The following is a 17,153-nucleotide window of genomic DNA, read 5'->3' as shown; positions in this document are numbered from 1 at the left end:
GGAAGTTGCCCATCAAGCTCAATCAACGGGAGTCGGCACAGCGGCATAGCATACGCTCCAGTAAATTCATGGTGGCCAGAGGTATCACGGGATACAACGCTTGCTTGAGCGGTGGCAGCTGTATCAAAAGCGCCTGAAGCACAGGTTCATGCTTGGCAGCACGATACAGCATGGCGATCCCCATACGATTCGCCGCATCGACCACCTGTTCCGGTGAATAAAAAGCGGGGTATTTGTTGTCACACATGCCAAACAGATGCCAGATCAGATCGTTATCCAGCCAATGACGAAGCACGTGTCGATAATTAGGCAACAGAAAGTAATCCCCGCACGCCAGCGCCAGCAGCCCAAGCGCCAGCGCGTATTTCGAGATATTCGGTGCCAGCACGGTCAAACGGCGCTGACGTTCATCAAGCCGCCCCGGCAGACAAATCGGGCCACGCCGTGCCCGTAACGCGCGGTTCAGCGCGCGATCTAAAACCGGGGATTCGCCATAACGCCACCGTTCGCACCGATAAAACCCTAACGAGGCAAACCAGTCAGGGTGCGCGTAGCGGGCGGGCTGCCAGACCGCACGGTGCAGCAGCAAGATCAACGCATCCGGTCTGCTGGACTCGTCCGCGGATACACGCGCCACGCTGCCAGTATCAACAGGGCCGATGCCAGTAAAATCAGCGTTAACATCACATGTTGTCGATAACGGGATAGCCATTTCAGGAGCGCTCTCTGTTCAACGGATTGCGGCGGCGGCGCTACCCGAGCGCGGTAGCCGGCAGGCTGCATCAAAATACTGATTTGATCGTACTGAACACCGGGTATCGCCTTTTCAATCAGACTCTTAATTTGTACGCGAAACGCTTCCAGGTTCACCCGCGGGGAAAATTTAAGGTACACCGCTACCGAGGTGCTATCACCAGAACGGGTGCCGACATCGTCGCTGGGGGGATGGGATGCTATCGCGACAGAGGCATGCACAACGCCATCCATTTGACTGAGCATCTCTTCAATGTGCTGTTCGGTGAGATACAGGATCTTCTGCTGCTCTTCCCGGGGAGAAACCACCAGTTGGTTAGGTGGAAACATGGTTTCTACCGTGGTGTAGCGTTTACGCGGAAAGCCATCCATGCGCAGCACTTCAACAGCATCGATAAAGCGGGATTGCTCGACGCGCAGCGTTACCCCGCCGTCCGGCGAAGGTTGCTTATCCGCATCAATGTTGTTGTTCATCAGAATCGCCAACATCTGGTTAGCATCGCTCTGAGACAAACCGTTGTAGAGCTCAACACGACAGCCCGCCAGCATAAAAGCCAGTATTGCCATACCCAGACAACGGAAGGCGTTCATGTCATATTGGCCAGTTTGTTGACCGTTTGCGCCGCAGAACCGGCGACCTTTGCGCCAAGATCGACGCCGACACTCAACGTCAAGATCTTCGCCTGCTGCTGCAACATCTGCTCCGGTGATAAGGTTTCTACCGCACCGGATACCGTTCCGCCATTCAGCATCTGTTTAAAAGTCTGCGCGGCCTGACTGTCCGGTGCATCCATCGAGGACACCGGTTCAAAACTGTCATAACGGCCATCTGGCAATATCTTCTGAGAAATAGTCATGGGTGTGTCCATGGTGTACCCCGTAATCACGGTGAGGAGCTCATAATGAAAAGCACTGCTTGACCACGTTAGCGTCCGGCGTATTCACGTGCTCCAAAACGCGCATCGCCTCTTCAGGTGCCTCCAGTCCCAACAGCAGAACGGCCATGCATACCGCACAATCATCTCTATCGGTCACCAGATTCGGCACCACTGGCACTATCGCGCGCACTTGACGCCACAAGCCATGATTTACTCCGGCAAAAGCGGTTTCAAGCAGCAGTTGTCGTTCAGCAGACGTCAGCACGCTCATATCTTCGAGATAATCCCACTCAGCAAATTTTTGATGGTATTGATCATCGCGCTTTCGTAGTTGATAAAAGTGGAATACTGCTGCACAGCAAACTGCGCCTTGAGCATGGCGTCTGGATTGGTTAAATCTTTGTCATTCATTTTGTCTTTGACATCTTGACCGGCCTTGCTTGCCAGACTAGACAGCGTGTCAATGAGCTGTTGAACATCCATCGTTGATCTCCATAGCGTACGGCTTTGTTGCGTGGTGCATCGGGTTACCGGGCAATATGTTTGCTGACATCCACTATCGTGTTAACCGGTCAGCCCGCCTATCCGGTGTTTAACCTAACTACGTGCTTTTCCACGAAATATCCGGTCTATGTCTATTTCTAACCAACGCTCACCGTCGAGCAGGCACGTTACCGCACCTTGTTGGCACAGCCGCCGTACCAGCTTTTGGCGCTGGAGCGCTAAACGTCGGGGCAATACATCGGTTATGACTAACATGCGGACATACCTCAACGCAGAAACCGAAAGTAACGCCTCTTGCAACAGCCGCCAGAGCCGCAGCAATGACGCGGGTTGTGAGGCGCCGTCCGGTGATCGGGTTAAACCACAGATAAGCAACGCATTATTCTGAACACGAAACACAAGGCGATAGGGAGGCAGCGTGATGTGCTGCCCGAGACGCAATCCGCACCCCGACAAAAACAGGGGCTGCGGCGCTAAACCAACCGCTTGCAGTTGCCTGCAAAAAAGGGCTTCCAGTCGTTCCATCATTACTTCGCAAGGGAATGAAGCGTCTGACTAAATACTTCAACCATTTTGCGGCCCATTTCCATCATCTGCTGCATGACGTCGACAGCCTTTTGCACAATGTCGTCGAGATTTCGGATGTAGGATTGCGCATTTTTACTTTGAAAATCCGCCAATGCCCGCTCGATGTCTGCTTCACGGTTTTCCGATGCCGCGGAAAAGGAAAAGAGCCCATTGGCTATCGATCCCGAACCGTTGAACCCCATCGTGGTGAGTTCTCGGGCACCTGCGCCGCCGATTTCCCCCATAATTCCGCCGTTCAGTGCACCCGTGCACTGCATAAAGCCGCTTAAACAGGTGCCTAATGCATTATTCCTCGCCGCACTAAAGCTATGCTCAATCGCGTTTAAACTGGTGGACAGCGCATTCATTTCAAGCCCCCACCCTAATATCTGCTTCTTTTCGTTATACATGCGCATCACATCACGTAAACGCCGGGCAAGGTTTAAGAGTGTTCCCCACAGCTGATCAAACATCGCGAAAAAGTCATTCAATTCTGCATCGCTAGCGGCCTTTTCCTTGGTTGCCACTGCGGCATTCGTCTTTTGTGATAAGACGGAAGAGAGATGGTCTGGCGTCGCATTGACGGGGAATAGGTCTATAGACAGCGTATTTTGGTCCATAAGAATATTTTGGCTCATAACGTATCCTCAGGCACGGCTACAGGCAATTTTTGCCAATACCGCACCGTAATCTTCCATTATTAATGTCGAATTGCTTACGGCAGTGCTACTTTGTCGCAAATAATCGCCAAGCTGTATTTCCTGATTTTTTTTATGTGCCTGCGTCCAACTGTCTTTGATGTCGTTAATACGTTGCATAACGATTAACTCTTCAATTTCTTTACGCAACTCTGTGGCTTTCCATTGAGCAACACCCGATGTTATTTTTTGTCCACCACTTATCGCCAAGCGCACCGTGGTTAACCAGGAAACGGAGACGTCTTTAATGATGCTGGAGGCCAGCCCTTTGCCTAGCGAGATCATAAAACGTCTACGCAACGCTTTTTCTGCGGCGGCAACGCCTTTTTCCAAAACGTCTTTCGCCACATCTTTCAGGGCGCTTTCCAGCGTTTCTGCTACAAGTTGCTCGATTCCATGAACGGTGGTGCTATGCCCCATCGTGCGTGCCAAATAGCGGTTGACGTTCCCCTCAAGCGTGGCTTCGAGTTCACTGACAAAACCTTTAGCCGTATTTTCAGCAATCTGTTTAATCTGCTGCCCCACCTCGCCGCTCTGTTGACTCACTGCCTCAACCAATGTTTTACCCGCGCCGCTGCCCACTTCCTTTTCAGCCGCAGAGATCAAACCGCGAGCCACATAAATACCACGACCGATCTGCAAAATATCCAGCCCCATCGCGACATATTCACAGGTGTTCTGTACCAAACCTGCCGCATGAATAACGGCTTCACAGTCGGCTTTATTTACCCCCAGACCCAACGCTAACTCAGCGCCACCTTTTACGAGTCCGGCAACCCCTGCCGAGCAGTAAGCAATGCCAGCGCTAAAGGCGAGTGGATCTGCCGTTGCGACCGCTTCAACCAGTTTAAATACGCCTATCCCTATCTCAATGGCACTGTTTATCCAATCAAATACGGCACTGCACAGCGCAGATTTACGAACCTGATCCGCCTGCTCAATCGATTTGTTGACCTGCTCCTGATATTTTTCAACCTGCTTATTACGTAGGAGAATTTGCAGCTCAGTAGCACGGTTCAGCTGTTCACAGAGTGCCGTTGCATTGCAGCTGGAAGCACGCATCACTTGCTGCGTCACCAGCATCGATAACAACAGTGGGTCCATTTTCACGATGTCTTGCAACGAAGCCGAGGCGGAACCGGTATACCCGGCTTCCAGCAATCGTTGCCAGGCAGCTTCTGCCTGCTGCGCGTTCACCGACTGCGCTACGCCCTCCTGCTGGCTTTCCGCTTCCACGTTCTGTGCTGCCTGGTGTTGCCGATAATGCAGACCAACAGCAGAACGAATTGGGTGCATTGTTTGCTTGGTTGGAGAAGAGACAGGCATCTCCTCACCATCATCATAGGAGAGCGGACGATCCACTCCCGCTCTGGCTTGTACACTATCCATCAGACTCTCCTGTTCGAGATAGTCCTTGCTCCGCCTGGCGGCGTATCGCCTGTAATGACCGGTTTTCACCGCAAATAAGCAAGGCAGCCTTAAAGGCTTTGCGTGCCAATGCTTTCTCACCACAGGCCAGAAAACACTCCCCCGCAGCACAAGGGACCTGCGCGGCCGATACGTTAATTTTCGCTGCCCGACCATAGGCATAAAGCGCATCTGACCAAGCGTGCGCCGCATGGCACGTCGCCCCAAGTTGATACCAGTAGTCAAAAGACCAATCATCGTAAGCGGTCAACAGGCGTAACAGGTTGGCCGCCGCTCGATGATCCCCCGCGCTGGATAACTGTCTGGCGTAGCGAAAAAGGGTATCCAATTCGCTGCTTACGTCTTTTTTCAGCAACATGCGCACAGCGCCACCGCGACGCAAAAATTGCAGCATGGCCAGACTCTCGTCTTGCGTCATGAATAGGTCTTTTGGGTGATCATTTGCAGGATTTCGCCCCATTTGCTGACCAGGTTAGTCGCCTGCGAAATGGCTGAGTTAAGCATCTGTATTGCTTTTTGAATCGTCAGTTGCGCCTGAGAGGAGAGATCGCTGTCGCGACCCGCGCTGTTATCCAATGCGACTTTAATAGCTTGGAGGCTGCCTTTGTCCAACTTACCGTAATCCCCCGCGTGCTCTTTGATGTAGTTGTCTATCGATTTGCCATCTACCTGAATACCGTGCTTCTTCATATACTCAATAACGTCAGCGGGTACCGCTTCTTTGTTATTGCCATCACCTTTTGTCGCTTGCGTAACAAGCTCATCCATTCGGTTTGCCTTTTCCTGCGTATCTCTGGCTCGATTGGATGCATTTTGAATATCATTGAATTGGGCATAGGCGCGCGATGACTGTACATCCTGCAACAACAGCATTATTTCATAGGCATAGGCGAAGATATTATCGGCTGAACCATAATAATGCGATTTTTCCTGGGGGGTATTTCCGAGACGTGTTTCCTTACCGTCAAATACACCAGATTTAATGTTTGGTAATGAACCAACGGGTATGCTTGGCATCATAAATCTCCTGAATGTAAAACAGTGTAGGTATGCTCACTATCTATTAACGCTGTGCTTAATATGCGTTTCGATTTTTCTCAAGGAGATACTTAATGCTTTCAAATCTTTTTTGGCATTTTCCGCAATAACGTTCATGTGATGGACACTCAGCGGTTTTTGCGCTTTCACATCATTCTGCGAAACGATTCGCTCCTCAGAAGCCAGTTTTCTTTTTATTTTTTCAAATTCCGAAAAACATTTTAATAGACGTTCATACTCTACTTCGAACTTTTTAAATTGATTCGCAATATTACCTGACATGATATACCTCTCATCGTTCACGAATATGTCAGCAGTTGGTATGAAGAGGGTTATTCCCTACTGACTTAACTCAGCCTCTAGAGCTATATTGTGATAACGAAAGCAAATGATCTTGATAATATCTTCGCTCTCTATTACCGCTTCCAACAATAAGGCAAAGTGCTGATATTCCTCTGGCGCAATGGGTTTACCCATGGCACAGACTAATCGATGACGGGCCGCACTCAGCACCATCAATGCCTGTTGAGCATCTTCAGCCGACCCCTGTATGCGATCTTCCAATGCCGTCAGCGTCGTCATGGTATTTCCCCTTAAAAATTGAATGGAAGCGTGATCAGCGTGCGCCCTTGTCTGAACGTCACCGCGCTATCGCTGATAGCCACAACCTCGCTGCCCTCAGCCAATCGACTGCCGATGGATATGGTATCGCCATTACCCAACACCAAATACTCGCCACGGCGGCTATGAACAATGCCAGTGACAGGGGCTGGCAGCTGTCTGGAAAACTCATTGGATAGGGGAACATCCTGATAGCTCAGCGCCACAGTGGGATAGCGCGATCGCATATCCTGCATCAGTTGTGTCAAGGTCTGCTTATCCTGCGCGTTCAACACGCCGCTCAAAATGAAACGCGGCCCCGTATCCGTCAGGTTCACCTTGCCCGCTAATCCTTGCTGTAGCAGCGCGCTAATCAGCGCGTTACCGATCTCGTCGTAGGGGTTTTCTATCTGCCAATGCCGTAATCCCGGAATGTCAGCCAACAGCGGTTGAACCGCCGCCCACTGTTCTCCCATACGGATATCCGCATCGATCGCAACATTTCCCTTCCCTCGACTGACAACCTGAGCCTGGGTGTAGCCCGCCTGAATCAGCACATCTTTCACGTTTCGGACCAGTTGATCGGCGCAAATAACGTCATCCTGGTAGCGAATGTCATGGGATTGCAGCGCAAGCCACAAGGGCGTCAACGTCTCGCTCGATTCGCAATCTCCAGACACACGCAGCACACCATCCTGCTGCCATTGCGCCACGAGCTGCGTCAACCCGGTGTGCTGCAACAACGCGCTCACGTCTACTGGTGCTTCCGTCGATGGCGACGGGCCCCATTCCACAGAGAAAGAGATGAGAGCGAAGATCAGCGCAAGCATGCCAGGCACCAACAGCCAGCCGCTTGAAAATCGGCGAACTGGCAGGCAATGACCGGCAAGGTCTGCTTGCTGAGGCCCAAATGCCATCGCTAATCCTGCCGCCTCCAATACCCCCTGGGGCGGCAAGGGGTGATGCTGTACATGGCGGCGACCATTTACCCGCACCGACACCTTTTCCACATTGGCATAGAGTTGCCCATCAACGACCGCCAGCTCAATGCGGCTTGCGGCCTGCAAAGGGATGCACAGATCGCAATCCCGTTCACCAATGGAGAGACGACCTTCCGATAGCCACACTTCCCGTCCATGCAATACGCCGCCTAACAGGCGAATCTTCCACGTGTTTTCCATACGCTTTTCACTGTTGTCTATTGGCAACGGATGCCTTGATCAGGAACAAGCGAATAACGCTATGCATTTGGTTGGTTTTGGTGCTGAACAGGTTGCCAAGCACAGGGATGTTGCCTAACAAAGGGACCTTCTTTTCCGACTGTATCTGCTTATCCTGTTTGAACCCGCCCAATAACAGGCTCTGCCCCGCCTGCAACATGGCTTGCGAAGCAATTTCTGCATTTTGAATACCGGGCAAAGGCTCATCCTGACTGATAGGCAGGCTTTGTTGCCCATCCTGAATGTTTAGGCTCAACATGATGTTTTGCTTGCCATTCTGCTCTAACAGTCGAGGCGTAACGCGCAGCAGCGATCCGGTCGTCACGGACTCCAGTTTGACCATTCTGTCGCCCTCAAGCTTGGTGTAGAACGTGATATTCTTGTCCAACACGGCTTGAATATTGTTGAGCGTCACCACCGAAGGTTGCGATAACACATAGGCACGTGAGTTCTTTTCCAACGCGCTCAGACGCACCATAAAGTTCGGCGTGTCTTTGATCACACTGGAGAATCCGCTGTCCAGGCTCACCCCGCTATTATTGAAGCTGAGCATTCCGCCACCGATCGATGTCGCCGCACTCCAGTCAATGCCTAACTGGCTGATATCCCCGGCATCCACATCAATGATGGTCACAGAAATTTCGATCATTTCAGGCCGTTGATCCAACTGGGTGATCAGTTGGCGATACCCCGCCATGTTAGCGCTGCGATCGCGCACGATGACCGCATTCTGACGCGGATCCGCAGAAAACATCGGCAGCCCTTGAGTCGCAGGCGTATTGTTGGCTGGCGCGGGCGCGCCGCCGCGAGTCATGTCACGCAGCACGCTGACAATGCCGGGCACCACAACGGTCTGATCGCGGTATCGATACTGATCATCCAGCGCAGTGGCATATTTCAACGGATATACCACAACGCTCACAGCATCATCCTGGCGTTTGCTAATATCGGCATCAAGGGTGGCTGCCAGTTGCGTAACGCGTTCCAGGCAGGCAGGCACGCCGCTGATTTCCAGCGCATGCTCATTCAACACGGGGTAAATGACACAACTTCGATCTTCAGGGACATTCAGTCTGCGTAAATGCGCTGCAAAACGCGTGGCAGATAGCACATTGAGTGTTACAAGATGGCGCGACAGGCGCTGTGCGGGGTAGATAAACAGCGTATTGCCATCGTAATAAGAAACCAGATTATATTGGCTCATCAACTTATACAGAATATCCAACGGCGGTCCTGGCAAGATAACGCCGCTGAAATTTTGTACAATCACCGGGTCGATATTCGTTGATGTATAATAGTTTTCCGCGAGATGCTGCAACAGAGAAGAGAGCGACATATTTTGTGCCCGCAATGAAAAATCATTGCCCTTCCACGGTAGGCTCTCGGCATAAGAAACCGAACAGAAAAAAAACAAAACCAAATGGGCGGTTTTATATAGCTTCATATTCTTTTACCTGGCATGGGTATTTCTTACTCAAAATGAGGTATCGAAAATAACGCGTTAGCGCCACATGCATCTCTATTTCTTTTGCCATTACGTCGGCAGAGATTTTCTTATCATAGACACAACACAGCCAACTTTTTTCATCGGATAAGTAGTAGGAAAAATCGTGAATTTCATGATGAGCCCCTAACAAACATGAAACATAACACAATGTTTCCAATGATAAATCATGAGAGTCAACGAGGTATATTGCCAGAATCCAGGAGAGGTTGCATGAATAGCCTTTCGCTGGGAGATCCGCTATTTTCATCACGATTTCTCCTTTACTATTAGGCATAGATATATCCTCAACCAAAGGGATAGTTTTTAATAAATCAATCATGTAGAACAACCTCCATGGGATAATCTTATTCTCAAATGCAATGAGCATCTTAGACATCAACCTTATACCTGATTTTTACTTAAGGAGAGGTTATATATATTTACAAATTAAAACAATTGCGGCGCTAAAGCCTATTATAGTTTTAGTGAAAATTACCGTGTTAGAGAATACCGGCAGACGTAAATTCATTCGCCCACGGGGGCAATTTCATTTAGACACCATTTTCGGGTATGACAATGAAAAGAAAGCGCTCATTGGTGAGTAAACCGACATTATTCATATCACTGTGCTTATTTATTATCTGGCTGGTTTCTGTTTTCGCTGCAACCTATGCCTCACTTAACCAGGAAAAACATTATTTAATTGAGAATCTAACGCACTTTTCCACCCTGCAGGCAACGTTAACCAATCACCGTTTTGAAGGTGCAGAACGGGATGCGCAGATATTGGCACACCGCTACCACTTGTATCACAGCAGTGCCGCAGACAAGGCGGTAGTCGATAAAAGTGAAGGCTGTTACCTGCCTATTGATACCAGCGCCTGTATCCCAAAAACGGTTCAAGAGCAGGATCGCAGCTTTATCCAGATTTACGGCACTGCCGGGCAAACTTATTACCTCGACAGCTTTGTGCTGGATAGCCGCTATGGCATCTCGCTGTTGCCCCCTCGCGAGCACGCCGCCGACTATTTTTCGCGTCGTCGCACCGAGTTAACAGAATTGCTTGGTAGCCCCGTCAACCACAATATGCACTGGGGAGAACCCAAGTACACAGAGGGTGTGGGCTGGAGCATCTCCGTTGCGGCTACCAGTTCACAGGGTACGCTCGCCGGGCTTTCAGTCAAATTAAGCGATGTGCTCTCCTACGGCCAACTGTTCTCTGGCAGCGATATCAGCCTCTGGCTGGATATGCAAAATCACATCCTGCCTTTTTCTCTGCTCAACGAGAAGCAAGACCAGGCATTACAAGCGCTGTTCAACGACGTCACACTGCATGATGGCTGGCAGGAAATTCCCGGCTATCTGGTGCTGCGCACCCAGTTGAAAGGGCCCGGCTGGCAACAGGTTATCCTGTATCCAACCCGGGATATCATCCACCGGTCGCTGTCTATCGCCATCAGCCAGTTGCCTTTCGCATTAGCGACGTTAGTCCTTCTTGCGCTAATGCTGTTGGGGCTGCTCCATCGTTATCTGGCCCGGCCGTTGCAGGACTTTGTCGATATCATCAATAAGACGAAATGGGCACCACTGTCGCTGCGTTTGCCGGAGAACCGTCAGGATGAACTTGGCAGCATTGCTCAGGCTTACAATCGGCTGTTAAACGATCTGCGCGTACAGCATGACAACCTGGAAAATACCGTGGTTGAACGCACGCGCGAGTTGATTATCGCCAAACAGCAGGCAGAACAGGCCAACAAACGCAAAAGCAGCCACCTGACAACCATCAGTCATGAACTGCGCACGCCGCTCAGCGGTTCACTGGGTGCACTGGAGCTACTCCAACTCACCCCGCTTTGCGCCAAGCAAAGTCACCTGGCGGAAACTGCCCGGCTTTGTACCCTCTCATTGCTGGATATCATCAACAACCTGTTGGATTTCTCACGTATCGAGTCAGGACAAATCTCGCTGCACGTTGAGCAGACAGCGCTGCTCCCGCTGATCGATCGCGCGATGTACACCATTCAGGGACCGGGAAAAAGCAAAAGATTGATGCTGCGTACCACGGTCAGCGGTGATGTGCCCTTGCTTATCGATATGGATGCGACACGCGTACGGCAAATTCTGGTGAATCTGCTGGGAAATGCGGTCAAATTTACGGATAACGGCGGGATAACGCTCAGCGTCACACGCAACGACAACACGCTGATCTTTGCCGTTTGTGACAGTGGCAAAGGCATTGCCTCTGCCGATCATGATGCGGTATTCACCCCCTTCTTTCAGAGCCAGGGAAACATTCAGGGGACAGGGCTTGGGCTGACGATTGCCTCGAATCTTGCCCGGATGATGGGGGGGTGGCTGGATCTGAACAGCTCGGTAGGGCTAGGTACCTGCATCTCTTTTATGATGCCGCTCGGTAAATACGCCAAACCCACGCCATTAAACGGCGATATCACCGCGCCATTGGCACTGCACAGTCAACTGAGCGAATGGGGACTGACATGCCATTCCGCAGCGCATGACAGTGCCCTGTCTGCCGACGAGCTTGGCTTTCTGCCGGGCAAACTCTATACGCTGGCTGCTCAGATAACGTCAGGCATCACCGACACCGATAAGGCGGTGATCCCGGTTCAACCCTGGCGATTGCATATCCTGCTCGTTGATGATGCGACAATAAACCGCGACATCATTGGTGCCATGCTGAGACTGCTCGGGCAAAACGTCACTACCGCCAGTAACGGCCGAGAAGCACTGGCGTGTGGGCGACAACAGCGTTTTGATCTGGTGTTGATGGATGTCTGCATGCCGGAAATGGATGGCCTGACCTGCACCCAGCAGTGGCGTCAAGACAGCAAGAATCAGGATACGGAATGCGCCATTATGGCCTTGTCAGCCAACACCGCCTCGGAAGAAATTGTCCGTTGCAAGCAAGCAGGTATGCACCACTACCTGACCAAGCCCGTCACGCTGGCGCATTTGGCCGACGGCATCAGCATCGCCGCCGAATATCAGCTTCAGCGAGAAATCGATCTGCAAGAGCAAGATAACCTGATGGACAAGGCCATCATCGATATCACTCACCCCACTATGCGACGAAAAATCCGTCGTTCACTGCGCGAATTGCTGTCAAACATTGAACAAAATTCAAGCGATCAGAAAAAAACTATCACGCTGTTGCATACCCTAAAAGGATGCATCTGGCAGGCTGGTCTCGGTCCATTGCTGTGCGATGTGATCGAAATGGAGAACCGTGTTAAACGTGGACTGCCATTATCCAACGCGGAAATTGCAGAGCTGCGTCTTACGCTGGATGTCGCTTTACGTTTGAAATGCTCAACGTAAAGGGCAACGTTTTGTTGAGAGGAATGGAATATGAACGATCATAAAATTTTGCTGGTGGACGATCACGAGTTGATCATAAACGGCATTATCAATTTGCTGGTGCCCTACCCGCGCTTTCGTATTATTGCGCACACTGAAAATGGCCTTGAGGTGTATAACGCCTGCCGCCTGCACGAACCTGATATTGTGATCCTCGATCTGGGATTACCTGGTATCAATGGGCTGGACCTTATACCGCAACTCTGTTCGCGCTGGCCTAAAATGGCCATCCTCGCGTACACCGCACACAACGAGGAGTTTATGGCAATACGCACCCTGTCGGCGGGTGCCATGGGATACGTATTGAAAAACAGCAGCCAAAAGACATTATTGGCTGCAATCCAGACGATGGCCGTCCGAAAAAGGTATATCGACCCAGCGCTAAACCGAGATGCCATCAACTCCGCCCTGAACACGGAAGGGGACAGTCCGGAGTTGCTGACACCGCGTGAACGGCAAATATTGAGACTTATTGCCAACAGCTACACCAACCGCCTTATCGGCGAGCAACTGTGCATCAGCGTTAAAACGGTCGAAACCCATCGGCTGAACATCATGAAAAAACTCAATGTACATAAAGTGACAGAGTTGCTTAATTGCTCAAGGCGCTTAGGGCTAACTGATTAAGTTTTTTATACCAGGCAACACTTTATAGCGCCTGTTAACAGGCGCTTATAGCCAGACGTTCTACGCGATGGATGGCATCGCGTAACGTCTCGTGGGTAACGATATGAGGCATATTGCCCATATCCGGTGCCGTCACCGCCGCATTCAATATGGCCGCCTGCTCCTCTGAAGTCAGGGTTGGAGCAATCGCTGCCAATGATGTTGGGATGGCAAACGCCTTCGCCAACGCAATGGCTTCAAGCAATTCCGCATCGCTACGCCCTTCCTGCGCCAGCAAACAGATATTACCAAACCCAACCAGCAGACCATGTCCGTAAGCACGTGTCTTATCGCACACAGTAAAACCCTCGTAGAGCGCATGGGCCGCCGCATGGGCACCATTGCTCATCAACGAGGTCAATCCGGCAAACAAAAAGATGGCATCAAGCACCTGATCCAATGCCGGTGTCGCCTGCTGTTGTCGTACGGCTTCGCAGGAAGCGACACCAAATCGGGCAATCTGTTGGTAGCAAAGCTGGCTGTTTGCCATAGAGGACGCACCAAAACCGGTGACATCCTTATTACCGCTAATGGCGCGCAGTTCATACCATTTTGCCAGCGTATCGCCCAACCCCGCGGCTAACCAGCGCAGTGGGGCTTTAGCCAGAATATCGGAATCAATAATCACCGCGGCGGGCACGACAGGCAGATGATACAAATCACGAAAATGACCGTCGTCATAATAGCGAATCGTCAGTGGCGTCACCGCAGCACAGGTTGCCGCGATGGTCGGCAGGGTGATAACCGGACGGGAGGTTTCCAGCCCGACAGCTTTTCCTGTATAGCCAAGCGACATTATTTTGATAACAGCCAGCTATGCTTCTTTGCCGCATATCAGGGCATAGGATGTAATCATTTTTAAGTCGGTTGGCTATATCTAACGCCTTCCCACCGCCCACCGCGATAATCACATCGGCAGCATGGGTGCGTACGTCTTGTGCCAGACATAAAATTTGTGTTTCGCTGCACTCGCCGCCGTACCAGATGTCGGCACACATGCTCACACCGGCTGCGGCAAGTTGTGCATCAATCAGGAATGAGGCCACCTCCAGCGCGTGTTTCCCCCCCAACACCACAGCACGTTTACCCAGTGCTGAAGCGAGGGTGCCCAACTGGTTAATCGCGCCTGCGCCGCGTACCACGCGCGCGGGAAAATAGACCTGTTGCATGTATTCTCCGTAAGTATTCAGTCAATTGGCAGAAGCGGGATTACTGCGCACACTGACGCAGCGCCGCAATACACTAAGCGTGTTGCTTAATAGTGAAATAAGGGTGTTTCGGTGATTGAAGTAAATTTTACGCTGTTCTGAGATGGAAATTCCAAAGACCCGCACTAAGGAGTAAGAAGGTATCATCAATATAGCTAAACGACTTAATTTTGATTACATTATTTAAATGAGCTATTCAATTGATTTTAGACGTAAAGTGATATCTACACGGAAAAACGAAGGGTTGAGTATCCGAGAAACAGCGAAGCAATTTCGGATTGGCCCTGCCTCTGTATCGCGTTGGATTAATCAAATAGAGTCAAAAGCATCGACCACGCGTCAGCGAAAGATCGATAAATCCGAGTTGATAAAAGATGTTGAACAATATCCAGATGCTTACCAAAAAGAACGTGCAGAGCGTTTTGGCGTTTGTCAGAAGGCCATTTGGCAAGCGCTTAAAAAGCTGGGATTGACCTATAAAAAAAACTCTACGTCATCCGAAAGCCGACGAAAACGCCCGGCAGGGATTTCAACAAAAAAAACAACAGTATGAAAAAGAAGGTAAACCTATTGTTTTTATTGATGAAAGTGGTTTTTCACACGATGCCCCACGGACTCACGGCTATTCCCCAAAAGGTCAACGGTGTTTTGGCCTGAAGAACTGGGGAGCTAGGGGAAGAACAAATGTTATCGGCGCTTTATTAGGCACAACGCTGTTTGCTATCGGATTATTTGATATCAATATTAACAGCGATGTTTTCTATGCCTGGGTCACACAAGTCCTTATCCCAGTACTCCCTAAAAACAGTGTAATCATGATGGACAATGCCACTTTTCACAAAAAACATAATATTCAACAAGTCATCATCGATGCAGGGTATATGGTGGAGTATTTGCCTACATATTCGCCAGATCTTAACCCAATTGAGCATAAATGGGCACAAGCAAAAAGCAAAAAAAGAGAGATGGGTTGCGATACAGAGAGTTTGTTCTCAGTCCATATGGTGTAATCAAAATTAAGTCGCTTGGCTATAAAGGGTCTACGATTCCGTAAAATTTGGGTCATGCAACCGAGGCGCTTGATACCCGCGATGGCGTGTTCAACTGTAATACGGATGCCCGAGATTATTTTATTTTCTTGTTTTTGTTCAGGCGATAAAGGTCTTTTTCGAGTTCCTTTTTTTGGGATTTGTGTATTAGGATGCTGTTTATCTATACCTTGAAAACCGGTATCTGCCCAGATGGTTACCTCAGGAGGAATATGGCGAATTATATCGACTTTATCGAGTAAGCGTTTATCGTGACGGCGCCCATTTTTGCTCATGGGGATAAATCCAATTTGCCTTGTTTCGTCAGTCATAATAAGCCCTTTTCGAGTGGTCTGTCTTTTCTTTCCCGAATACATTTTTTTTCGCCGACGCAGATTCTTAGGCTTTTGGACAGGTCGCTCTGTCCCATCAATAAAGACGTCTTTAACTCCAGGAAAGGCGCGAAAAAATTCCTCAGCAGAGCGAATTTGACGAGCGGGCAAAACACATTCTCGCCCCAAGGTCATCTCTAAAACCGGCAATAATATTTTTACCCAGCGACATACACGTGTTCTATAGCTAAGCGACATTATTTTGATAACAGCCAGCTATGCTTCTTTGCCACATATCAGGGCATCGGCTGTAATCATTTTTAAGTCGGTTGGCTATATCTAAACCAAAAAGAAGTCCTTGCAAATCATAGGTCGGATGGCTTTGTTGAGGCTTTGTTGAATAATTTAACATGCTGATTTACATAATTATTATAACACTTCAACAACTAAGTTTTCCAGCCGTAATGCTTTTTATTGTGCTAACTACTTGATTTGTCGTTCTAACAAAATACAGTCTCTGTACATGCATTCTACCTAAAGAAGATGTAAATCAAACGGTTAAATTATTCAACAAAGCCCTTTGTTGAATAAATCAGAATTAGCCGACAGGATGACTCCCTCTGCTACACCTGTTATCCTATCCTGACGCTGTGTGGCATACCCAACAACGTCATACGGTTCAGCGCTTTGACCATCGCTATGGCTTCACCTACTTGAGCCTCATAGTCACGCAGGCTCAGATGGCCACCCAGCAAAGTTTTTATGCGGAACATCGCTGTTTCTGCCACTGAACGCCGGTGATAACCCACTTTCTTTTTCCACATATCATTACTCCCGCTCAGACGCTGATTCGCCACCGCATGGTTACGTTCATGGTACTTGTCCGGCCAGTATTTGGCTCCGCTTCGCGGCGGGATAAGGGGCCTGATTTTCTTTCTTAGCAACGCATCGTGGCAGTAACGGGCGTCATAAGCACCGTCTGCTGACACTTCCCTGATTTTTCGGTGGGTTTGGTTAATCAGGCCCGGCAGTGCCTGCGCATCTGTCGTTCCGCTGAGCGATAAGTCGGCACAGATAATCTCATGCGTCGCACTGTCTGCTGCCAGATGAAGCTTGCGCCACACTCTTCGTCTGTCAGCCCCATGCTGCCTGACTTTCCATTCACCTTCGCCAAAGACCTTCAGACCGGTACTGTCGATGACCAGATGGCTTTGTTGAATAATTTAACCGTTTGATTTACATCTTCTTTAGTTAGAATGCATTTACAGAGAATGTATTTTGTTAGAACGACAAATCAAATAGTTAGCACAATAAAAAGCATTCCGAGAGGAAAAATTAGTCGTTGAAATTTTATAATGCTTATATAAAT

At 49.8% G+C, this 17,153-nt stretch carries 19 protein-coding genes and 3 pseudogenes; 4 read left to right on the top strand and 18 right to left on the bottom strand.

Annotated elements, in window-relative coordinates; genetic code table 11:
* Positions 1 to 22 precede the first annotated feature (22 nt).
* The 14 genes from ACQGXV_RS16350 to ACQGXV_RS16285 all read right to left on the bottom strand — a co-directional run bounded on the left by ACQGXV_RS16350 (position 23) and on the right by ACQGXV_RS16285 (position 9,512).
* Entirely contained in the window at positions 23 to 589 is a 567-nt protein-coding gene (locus tag ACQGXV_RS16350; protein WP_440866938.1) for a type III secretion system domain-containing protein, read from the bottom strand.
* Positions 590 to 591: 2 nt separating this feature from the next.
* Positions 592 to 1,344 carry an EscJ/YscJ/HrcJ family type III secretion inner membrane ring protein SsaJ gene (gene ssaJ / locus ACQGXV_RS16345; RefSeq protein ID WP_440866937.1) on the bottom strand — a complete coding sequence of 251 codons (753 nt, stop codon included), beginning with the start codon at positions 1,342 to 1,344 and terminating at the stop codon, positions 592 to 594.
* On the bottom strand, positions 1,341 to 1,610 hold the full coding sequence (gene sctI, locus ACQGXV_RS16340; RefSeq protein WP_440866936.1) for a type III secretion system inner rod subunit SctI: 270 nt from the start codon (positions 1,608 to 1,610) through the stop codon (positions 1,341 to 1,343). The genes ssaJ and sctI overlap by 4 nt, the downstream gene beginning before the upstream one ends.
* Before the next feature lie 40 nt (positions 1,611 to 1,650).
* Positions 1,651 to 1,902, bottom strand: a complete 252-nt coding sequence (locus ACQGXV_RS16335; RefSeq protein ID WP_440866935.1) for an EscG/YscG/SsaH family type III secretion system needle protein co-chaperone — start codon at positions 1,900 to 1,902, stop codon at positions 1,651 to 1,653.
* On the bottom strand, positions 1,899 to 2,114 hold the full coding sequence (gene sctF / locus ACQGXV_RS16330; protein ID WP_440866934.1) for a type III secretion system needle filament subunit SctF: 216 nt from the start codon (positions 2,112 to 2,114) through the stop codon (positions 1,899 to 1,901). The genes ACQGXV_RS16335 and sctF overlap by 4 nt, the downstream gene beginning before the upstream one ends.
* Positions 2,115 to 2,662: 548 nt before the next feature.
* Entirely contained in the window at positions 2,663 to 3,340 is a 678-nt protein-coding gene (locus ACQGXV_RS16325) for a type III secretion system effector protein (RefSeq protein WP_440866933.1), read from the bottom strand.
* A 9-nt stretch (positions 3,341 to 3,349) separates the two neighbouring features.
* Complete coding sequence (gene sctE / locus ACQGXV_RS16320) at positions 3,350 to 4,789, bottom strand: type III secretion system translocon subunit SctE (protein WP_440866932.1); 1,440 nt, start codon at positions 4,787 to 4,789, stop codon at positions 3,350 to 3,352.
* A complete protein-coding gene (gene sscA / locus ACQGXV_RS16315; RefSeq protein WP_440866931.1) occupies positions 4,782 to 5,246 on the bottom strand; it encodes a CesD/SycD/LcrH family type III secretion system chaperone SscA in 465 nt (154 codons plus the stop codon). The genes sctE and sscA overlap by 8 nt, the downstream gene beginning before the upstream one ends.
* Positions 5,243 to 5,848, bottom strand: coding sequence for an SPI-2 type III secretion system translocon protein SseB (locus ACQGXV_RS16310; RefSeq protein WP_440866930.1), 606 nt, complete (start codon positions 5,846 to 5,848; stop codon positions 5,243 to 5,245). The genes sscA and ACQGXV_RS16310 overlap by 4 nt, the downstream gene beginning before the upstream one ends.
* 36 nt (positions 5,849 to 5,884) lie before the next feature.
* Positions 5,885 to 6,148, bottom strand: a complete 264-nt coding sequence (locus tag ACQGXV_RS16305) for a hypothetical protein (RefSeq protein ID WP_440866929.1) — start codon at positions 6,146 to 6,148, stop codon at positions 5,885 to 5,887.
* Between the two features lie 57 nt (positions 6,149 to 6,205).
* Positions 6,206 to 6,448, bottom strand: coding sequence for an EscE/YscE/SsaE family type III secretion system needle protein co-chaperone (locus tag ACQGXV_RS16300; protein ID WP_440866928.1), 243 nt, complete (start codon positions 6,446 to 6,448; stop codon positions 6,206 to 6,208).
* An 11-nt stretch (positions 6,449 to 6,459) separates the two neighbouring features.
* On the bottom strand, positions 6,460 to 7,674 hold the full coding sequence (gene sctD / locus ACQGXV_RS16295) for a type III secretion system inner membrane ring subunit SctD (protein ID WP_440866927.1): 1,215 nt from the start codon (positions 7,672 to 7,674) through the stop codon (positions 6,460 to 6,462).
* Positions 7,655 to 9,130, bottom strand: coding sequence for an EscC/YscC/HrcC family type III secretion system outer membrane ring protein (locus ACQGXV_RS16290; protein ID WP_440866926.1), 1,476 nt, complete (start codon positions 9,128 to 9,130; stop codon positions 7,655 to 7,657). Before ACQGXV_RS16290 ends, sctD begins: the two co-directional genes overlap by 20 nt.
* Entirely contained in the window at positions 9,117 to 9,512 is a 396-nt protein-coding gene (locus tag ACQGXV_RS16285) for a pathogenicity island protein (protein ID WP_440866925.1), read from the bottom strand. The genes ACQGXV_RS16290 and ACQGXV_RS16285 overlap by 14 nt, the downstream gene beginning before the upstream one ends.
* A 236-nt stretch (positions 9,513 to 9,748) precedes the next feature.
* Between ACQGXV_RS16285 and ACQGXV_RS16280 the strand changes: the two genes are divergently transcribed.
* Positions 9,749 to 12,511, top strand: coding sequence for a two component system sensor kinase (locus tag ACQGXV_RS16280; protein ID WP_440866924.1), 2,763 nt, complete (start codon positions 9,749 to 9,751; stop codon positions 12,509 to 12,511).
* A gap of 30 nt (positions 12,512 to 12,541) precedes the next feature.
* Entirely contained in the window at positions 12,542 to 13,177 is a 636-nt protein-coding gene (locus ACQGXV_RS16275) for a two component system response regulator (RefSeq protein ID WP_222158481.1), read from the top strand.
* A 34-nt stretch (positions 13,178 to 13,211) separates the two neighbouring features.
* On the opposite strand, the pseudogene ACQGXV_RS16270 reads toward ACQGXV_RS16275, so the two are convergent.
* Positions 13,212 to 14,385: pseudogene (locus tag ACQGXV_RS16270) on the bottom strand (iron-containing alcohol dehydrogenase family protein).
* Between the two features lie 226 nt (positions 14,386 to 14,611).
* On the opposite strand from ACQGXV_RS16270, the gene ACQGXV_RS16265 reads away from it, so the two are divergent.
* Positions 14,612 to 14,977, top strand: coding sequence for an IS630 transposase-related protein (locus ACQGXV_RS16265; protein ID WP_440862584.1), 366 nt, complete (start codon positions 14,612 to 14,614; stop codon positions 14,975 to 14,977).
* Positions 14,901 to 15,326 (top strand): annotated as a pseudogene (locus ACQGXV_RS16260) (transposase); the annotation flags it as partial. The gene ACQGXV_RS16265 and the pseudogene ACQGXV_RS16260, both read left to right, overlap by 77 nt.
* On the opposite strand, the gene ACQGXV_RS16255 reads toward ACQGXV_RS16260, so the two are convergent.
* The 3 genes and pseudogenes from ACQGXV_RS16255 to ACQGXV_RS16245 form a co-directional block, all read right to left on the bottom strand.
* On the bottom strand, positions 15,278 to 15,979 hold the full coding sequence (locus tag ACQGXV_RS16255) for a transposase family protein (RefSeq protein ID WP_440867459.1): 702 nt from the start codon (positions 15,977 to 15,979) through the stop codon (positions 15,278 to 15,280). The pseudogene ACQGXV_RS16260 and the gene ACQGXV_RS16255 sit on opposite strands and share 49 nt — an antisense overlap.
* 52 nt (positions 15,980 to 16,031) lie before the next feature.
* A complete protein-coding gene (locus tag ACQGXV_RS16250) occupies positions 16,032 to 16,196 on the bottom strand; it encodes a hypothetical protein (RefSeq protein ID WP_440866923.1) in 165 nt (54 codons plus the stop codon).
* Positions 16,197 to 16,416: 220 nt separating this feature from the next.
* A pseudogene (locus ACQGXV_RS16245) lies at positions 16,417 to 16,992 on the bottom strand (IS5 family transposase); the annotation flags it as partial.
* Positions 16,993 to 17,153 lie beyond the last annotated feature (161 nt).

Source organism: Symbiopectobacterium purcellii (genome assembly GCF_052050035.1).
GTDB lineage: Bacteria > Pseudomonadota > Gammaproteobacteria > Enterobacterales > Enterobacteriaceae > Symbiopectobacterium > Symbiopectobacterium purcellii_A.
This window is presented reverse-complemented; position numbering and strand designations above follow the sequence as displayed.